Raw genomic sequence first — 5,947 nt, 5'->3', positions numbered from 1 at the left:
TTTCAAACTGGTGATCGGCGATTTTCTGTAAGCGGTGCATTGACCCCGTCTGGCGATAGCAAGGCATCGCGCTTATTCATGTGAGCTCAGGGAATGAGCTTGGTATGAATTGCGATGTCTGAAGCTATGTCCGAACATAGAACGTTCCATATGATCGAAGCCGTTGCGGGTCGCCTGGAGGGCGCGCCGCGAGAGGTTCGACGCTGGTCAGATGAGTTCAAGGCTCAGGCGGTAACCGAAAGCATGGAGCCGGGTGCGAGCGTTTCGGCGGTGGCAAGGCGCATAGGGATCGACCCCTCGCAGCTGTTCACATGGCGGCGCAATGCCCGACTGAAAGCGGAGGCTGTTGTTGATACGGCTCGGGGCGAAACCTCTACCGCGGACATCATGATCGGAGACGCAGTGATCCGCGTGAATGTCGGGCTCGACGAGCCCCATCTCGTCAGGCTGATCCGCGCGGTGCGGTCTGCATGATCCCCGCTGGTGCGAAGGTCTTTTTGGCCAGTCATCCCGTCGATTTCCGCAAAGGTCCAGATAGCCTTTTGGCGCTGGTGCGTGATGCTGGAAGCGATCCCTTCAATGGCTCGCTCTACGTTTTCCGCGCCAAAAGAGCAGACAGAATAAAGATCGCCTGGTGGGATGGCTCAGGCGTCTGCCTGTATTCGAAGCGGCTCGAAAAAAATCAGTTCGTCTGGCCGAAAATCGGGCCGTCCCGCGTGCAGCTCAATCACGCGCAACTGATGGCGCTGGTTGATGGGATGGACTGGAAGCGCGTGCGCACGGTTGCCGTAAAGCGGCCTGAATTTGTTGGGTAAAGCCCTGCGGCAGAGTGAATCAGGCGGCCGAAACTGAGGGAAAATCTCGCCGAAACATGCTCTACATAAGGGCATGACACCAGCCGATCTCGAGCTTCCTGATGACGTTGATGTGCTGAGAGCCATGATCATGGCGATGGCGGCAAAGGCTGCGCGCGTCGATGTTCTGGAAGACGAAGTTGCTGATCTGAAGGCCCGCAATGCCGACGCGGACGAACAGATCGCCAAGTTGAAGCTAATCCTTAAAGCCTTCAATCGATACCGCTATGGCCGCCGCTCGGAAAAGCAGGGCACGAGCATCGAGGCAGACCTGGACGAACAGGGCGCGTTTGTCTTCGAAGAAATTGACACCGGCATCGCCGCGATCGAGGCGCCGGTTTCCAAGGGCCGAAATCCAGGCGCAGCAAAGCGTGCGCCGCGCCCGCGCAAGGGCTTCCCGCCGCACCTGGAGCGGGTCCATGAGATCATCGAGCCGGACGAACTGCCCGAACACGCTGGCAAACAGAAGCTGATCGGGGAAGATACCTCCGAGCGGCTTGATGTCATTCCGCCGAAGTTCCGGGTGATCGTCACGCATCGCCCGAAGTATGCCTTCAAGAACGAAGACGGCGTCATCCAGGCCTCAGCCCCGGCGCATATAATCGAAAGCGGCATTCCGACGGAAGCGCTGCTCGCCTATATCGCGGTCTCCAAATATGGCGACGGGTTGCCACTCTATCAACAGGAGGCGATCTTCCTGCGCGACCATGTCGAAGTCGACCGCGGCATCATGGCGCGGTGGATGGGGAAGCTTGGGTTCGAACTCGAGATTCTCGCGGACTACACCTTCAGCCAGATCAAAAGAGGCGAACGAATATTCGCCGACGAGACGACATTGCCGACACTTGTCCCCGGATCGGGGTCGGCAAAGACAGCGTATTTATGGGCGTACGCCCGGGACGATCGACCATTCGGCGGGAGCGCTCCGCCGATGGTGGCTTACCGTTTTGAAGACAGTCGATCCGGCGATTGTGTCGCTCGGCATCTCGAAGGCTATCGCGGCATCCTGCAGATCGACGGATACACTGCCTATAACCGTGTTGCTCGACCTGAGCGCGGCAACGACGGCGCTCTTTTGGCGGGGTGCTGGGCGCATGGTCGCCGTCGGTTTTACGAGTTGCACGCAAACGACAGTTCCAAGGTGGCAACGGCGACAATCGAAAAGATGGGCGCACTTTGGTCGATCGAGGAAAAGGTGCGTGGACAAAGCCCCGATGTTCGTGTTGCCGCCCGTCAGGAGGCTTCCGCTGCAGTCGTTGCCGCGCTCTACAAACTCTGGCAGGACACGCTGCCCCGCATCTCGGGAAAATCAAAGCTCGCCGAAGCAATTCGCTATGCCCTTCATCGGCGGGAAGCCTTCGAACAGTTCCTCCATGACGGGCGCATCGAGATAGACTCCAACATTGTTGAGCGTGCCATCCGGCCCCAGGCGATCGTTCGAAAAAATAGCCTATTCGCCGGAAATGCCGGCGGTGGAACGACTTGGGCGACACTCTCCACGCTCATCCAGTCCGCCAAGATGAACGAAGTCGATCCACTGGCGTGGCTAACGAAGACGCTTGAGCGTATCGCCGCAGGTTGGCCATCAAGCGATCTCGACGCTCTGATGCCCTGGAACTTCAAAAAGTAACGGCATCACGTCACCGCTTACGCCATGGCGCTGCAGCCTGGGGCGAACGTCTCGGCGGTCGCCCGGTCTGAAGGCTTAGATCCGTCACAGCTTTATGGATGGCGTCGCACGGCACTGGCATCGGGCGCTGTTGCGCCCCTGACTGATGGAACGGAAACGCAGAAGTTCGCGCGCGTTGAAACGAGGAGCCGCGGTGCGCCGACGAACATTGAGTGTCAATCGGCTTTAAAATTTGGCTGCCGGAACACACTCAACGCGCCGATAATCGCTATCATCATGCATGGCATGATGCATTGTATAATGCTGTCAGTAGCGCCTCCAAAGCCTCCAATCCGCCGCTCTCGATCAAAACCGGCTGATTCTGCCTTGAAATCTCGCCTCATTGGAAGGTGGGCTTTTCGTTGCGCTCACGAATCAGCGGCCGGCTTCAGCGGAATACGCATTCGGAACAAATCCGACATGTGATCAACGGCAACGGTGGCAGGATATATCCTGATGTAAATGTTGCTATGGTTTTTTGGGGTGCGGCAACTTGCGCGGTTCGCGTCAAAATGAAGACGGAAGCCTCACGGCTTCCCGTGGAGGCTGATTGTCTGGGTCATGGAGGCCTCACGGCCTCCATATTCATTGTGAGCGATAGACCCAACCTCGGGTTGAGGTCCCATCATTCCCCATTGGGTTGCATATTATGATATCGGAGATAAACGGCCATGAGTTTAATTTGTGGTCAATTGGCGGATATGACAGTGTATCGTCGTTTCCTTAAAGTTGAATGTATAAAGACGAGAAAACAAACTGGAAACGTGCCTGGCTTTTATAGCAATAACGAAAAAGTACAATCACTCAAACCATTTAATAAACAGAAATAACATCCCCCGTACTAAGCTTCGTATACATTTTACGAAGAATTTTCATAAACGAAAGCATAACAAAACATAAACGTCCTTAGAAAATGCAACAGCCAGGCAATAACACCGACTAAGACACAACAAACGAACTTGCCGCGATGATGCAATTTAAGGGTCAGATGAGGATCAATTCATCCCGCGCACGTCAGTAACGGCCAGCACATCAAACTTGCCAGCAGTTCGGCGGCTCCAAAGACGCAACGGCGCCTCCTGCACCTGCCAGAAGAAATCAGTTTTCGGAATGACGAGGCACCTACGAAAGCTGTTGAAATGCACCTCGTCGCACCCAAGTGAACGGTGTGCGGCAGCAAGGTCAGAGAAACTCAACATTTCCCACGGCGGCACGTCAGTGGCCAGCAGTCTCTTTTCACCATGTTGGCCAGTAAAGCAAAATTTGTCATCAATGTAATTCAGATCTTGGGTCGCAGCAGCGCGAGTTGACCTATCGTTAACGTAGACGTACAGCGTCATGTCTTGCTGAATTATCTCATTGATGAACTTCGTTGGGTCGTTCATGCATGGCTGCTCCCGGAATTGCGCCAATAGTGTATTGAGCTCGTTGATTTCCAACCACTCATGCCAGGTTTCATTTCCATCCAAGAAAGCTGCATAGTATTGTTGCGCCGGCATAAGTTGATGCTCGATAAAATTGTCATAGGTCTCGACGGCTTGTATGGTTAACGTTCTCAATGCCTGGCAGTTGTTGATGTGTGTAAGATCGGAAAAGGCAAAGCTTGGACGGTCAAATTGTGGGAAGGACATGATGAGAGAGGCTTTGGCAACAAGGTGAGGTGATAAGAAGACGTGTAGCTGTGGTGTGCATGAAACAAGATGTTATGACGGATTTATATAGCCACAAACGTGACCTTTTGCCGACGTTTAGGTCATACTCCCTCATTGGACCACTTGATTCATCTCGTTAGGCGCCCGCCACGTGTAAGCGCTCCTTAATTAACGAAGCAACAGACCTATGCCGCATAAGAAGCAAAAGCTCATTGGACCGACTTCCTGAAGTGCTGCCCTTGTCTACAACAGCAGAAACACGCCGGCTGTGTGAAGATGCCAACCGCTGTTTGACTGGCGTTGTAAGTACTGAATTGACGATCGTGGTTTAACTCTATTATTAAAAAGTGCCACAGTTTGATCACGTGAGTTCTCTATTTTTATAATATGACATGTTTCAGTGACCCTTAGGCACGGCAAAAAACCAAGCCTCTCTGGACGACAACGATGGGAAGCTACAGTGATGGCAACGGCTGCACAGAAGCTGCCCCCGGCCGAAAGAACACATCCAAAAGATACCCTTTATTGCACCGAGCGTGGATAGTTATTTTAAGGAAAGCAGCCCTCGGGAGTTTAGGCATCATCATGATTGCATTCAAAGCCCGGGGGGACTGCTACCGCCGGCGTCATCTCCGCCGCAGGATATATGATTGTGTTGCGTTTGTTCAGGTGTGTGTGCGATTGTTCGTCGGAATGGTAATTGAGACCTGCATTCCTGAAGTGTCATGGCCTGTGCTGGTCGTGACCTCAGGCTAAATTTTTGGGGGAGGTCACCTTCTTTGGCTGCTGTTGACTTGCCGCTGGCAAGCTAGCCTACATCTATTGATCTGAACCCTTCGAACTGGACCAGATTGGTTAGAGTTTTCCGGTGCATTTTCCAGGCTGGGAAAGGAACGGAAGACAATGAAGGCATCGCAGTTTTCGGACGCGCAGAGGGCGTTCATTCTGAAGCAGGTTGATGAAGGTGTGCCGGGCGGAGATTTGCCGGAAAGCGGGGATCAGCCAGGCGACCTATTTCAATTGGAAGAAAAAGTACCTGGAATGTTGCCGCCGGAGATGAAGAAGCTGAAGCAGCTCGCGGACGAGAATGCTCGGCTGAAGAAGATCGTCGCGGACCTAACGTTGGACCGCGAGATGCTGCAGGATATCATCCGCCGAAATGTATGGTCCGCCCCGTCATTGAAAGGATTTTAGGTGACCTTGCCCCGTTGCAATAATCCATTTTGAAGTAAGCTCTGGCCCATTGAGAGGACCAGGGAATGAAGCGCAGCCGTTTCACAGACGAACAGATTATCGGCATTCTGAAGGAGCACGAGGCGGGTACGCCGGTCTCGGAGCTTTGCCGCAAGCACGGCGTCAGCGATGCCAGCATCTATAAGTGGAAAGCCAAGTTCGGTGGCATGGAGGTGTCGGAAGCCAAGCGACTGAAGACGCTGGAGGACGAGAACACGAAGCTGAAGCGGCTTCTGGCGGATGCCATGCTCGACAATGCAGCTTTGAAAGACCTTTTGGGAAAGAAGTGGTGACGCCCGCAGCAAAGCGGCGAGCTGTCGCGCATCTGATGGACCAACATCGGATGAGCGAACGGCGGGCGTGTAAAGCCATCGGCTTTTGCCGGATGACGATCCGTTACGAAACCACGCGCAGCGATGACCATGATCTTCGCGAGCGGATGAAGGCGCTGGCCCATGAACGCCGCCGCTTTGGATATCGACGCCTACATGTGCTGCTCAGGCGTGAGGGTCACCTTGTGAACCACAAGCGGCTCTTCC

6 protein-coding genes and 1 pseudogene are annotated in these 5,947 nt (G+C 54.1%); 6 read left to right on the top strand and 1 reads right to left on the bottom strand.

What is annotated here, in order from left to right:
• The first annotated feature begins 114 nt into the window (after positions 1-114).
• From BN77_RS35605 to BN77_RS35265, 4 genes are all read left to right on the top strand, one after another.
• The gene (locus tag BN77_RS35605; protein ID WP_007538803.1) at positions 115-474 is read left to right on the top strand and encodes a transposase; all 360 of its coding nucleotides are present in this window, start codon (positions 115-117) and stop codon (positions 472-474) included.
• Positions 471-815, top strand: a complete 345-nt coding sequence (gene tnpB, locus BN77_RS28330) for an IS66 family insertion sequence element accessory protein TnpB (protein WP_028749556.1) — start codon at positions 471-473, stop codon at positions 813-815. Before BN77_RS35605 ends, tnpB begins: the two co-directional genes overlap by 4 nt.
• 73 nt (positions 816-888) lie before the next feature.
• Positions 889-2,484 (top strand): IS66 family transposase, encoded by a 1,596-nt coding sequence (tnpC, locus tag BN77_RS28325; RefSeq protein WP_007538801.1) that lies wholly within the window; start codon positions 889-891, stop codon positions 2,482-2,484.
• Positions 2,485-2,508: 24 nt separating this feature from the next.
• Positions 2,509-2,949, top strand: coding sequence for a transposase (locus BN77_RS35265; protein WP_235777211.1), 441 nt, complete (start codon positions 2,509-2,511; stop codon positions 2,947-2,949).
• 569 nt (positions 2,950-3,518) lie between these two features.
• Here BN77_RS35265 and BN77_RS28320 read toward each other — a convergent pair.
• Positions 3,519-4,154, bottom strand: coding sequence for a RolB family protein (locus tag BN77_RS28320; RefSeq protein ID WP_007538800.1), 636 nt, complete (start codon positions 4,152-4,154; stop codon positions 3,519-3,521).
• Positions 4,155-5,078: 924 nt separating this feature from the next.
• Here BN77_RS28320 and BN77_RS28315 point away from each other — a divergent pair.
• Complete coding sequence (locus BN77_RS28315) at positions 5,079-5,369, top strand: transposase (protein ID WP_425280264.1); 291 nt, start codon at positions 5,079-5,081, stop codon at positions 5,367-5,369.
• A gap of 65 nt (positions 5,370-5,434) precedes the next feature.
• Positions 5,435-5,947: pseudogene (locus tag BN77_RS32805) on the top strand (transposase); the annotation flags it as partial.

It is taken from the genome of Rhizobium mesoamericanum STM3625, assembly GCF_000312665.1.
Taxonomy (GTDB): Bacteria; Pseudomonadota; Alphaproteobacteria; order Rhizobiales; family Rhizobiaceae; genus Rhizobium; species Rhizobium mesoamericanum.
The sequence above is the reverse complement of the archived record's forward strand: the minus strand, read 5'-3'. Positions and strand labels throughout refer to the sequence as shown.

Excerpts from the sequence above, each read along its gene's own strand:
- BN77_RS35605 (WP_007538803.1), top strand. The coding sequence starts at position 115 with ATGTCTGAAGCTATGTCCGAACATAGAACGTTCCATATGATCGAAGCC.
- tnpB (WP_028749556.1), top strand. The coding sequence starts at position 471 with ATGATCCCCGCTGGTGCGAAGGTCTTTTTGGCCAGTCATCCCGTCGAT.
- tnpC (WP_007538801.1), top strand. The coding sequence starts at position 889 with ATGACACCAGCCGATCTCGAGCTTCCTGATGACGTTGATGTGCTGAGA.
- BN77_RS35265 (WP_235777211.1), top strand. The coding sequence starts at position 2,509 with ATGGCGCTGCAGCCTGGGGCGAACGTCTCGGCGGTCGCCCGGTCTGAA.
- BN77_RS28320 (WP_007538800.1), bottom strand. The coding sequence starts at position 4,154 with ATGTCCTTCCCACAATTTGACCGTCCAAGCTTTGCCTTTTCCGATCTT.
- BN77_RS28315 (WP_425280264.1), top strand. The coding sequence starts at position 5,079 with ATGAAGGCATCGCAGTTTTCGGACGCGCAGAGGGCGTTCATTCTGAAG.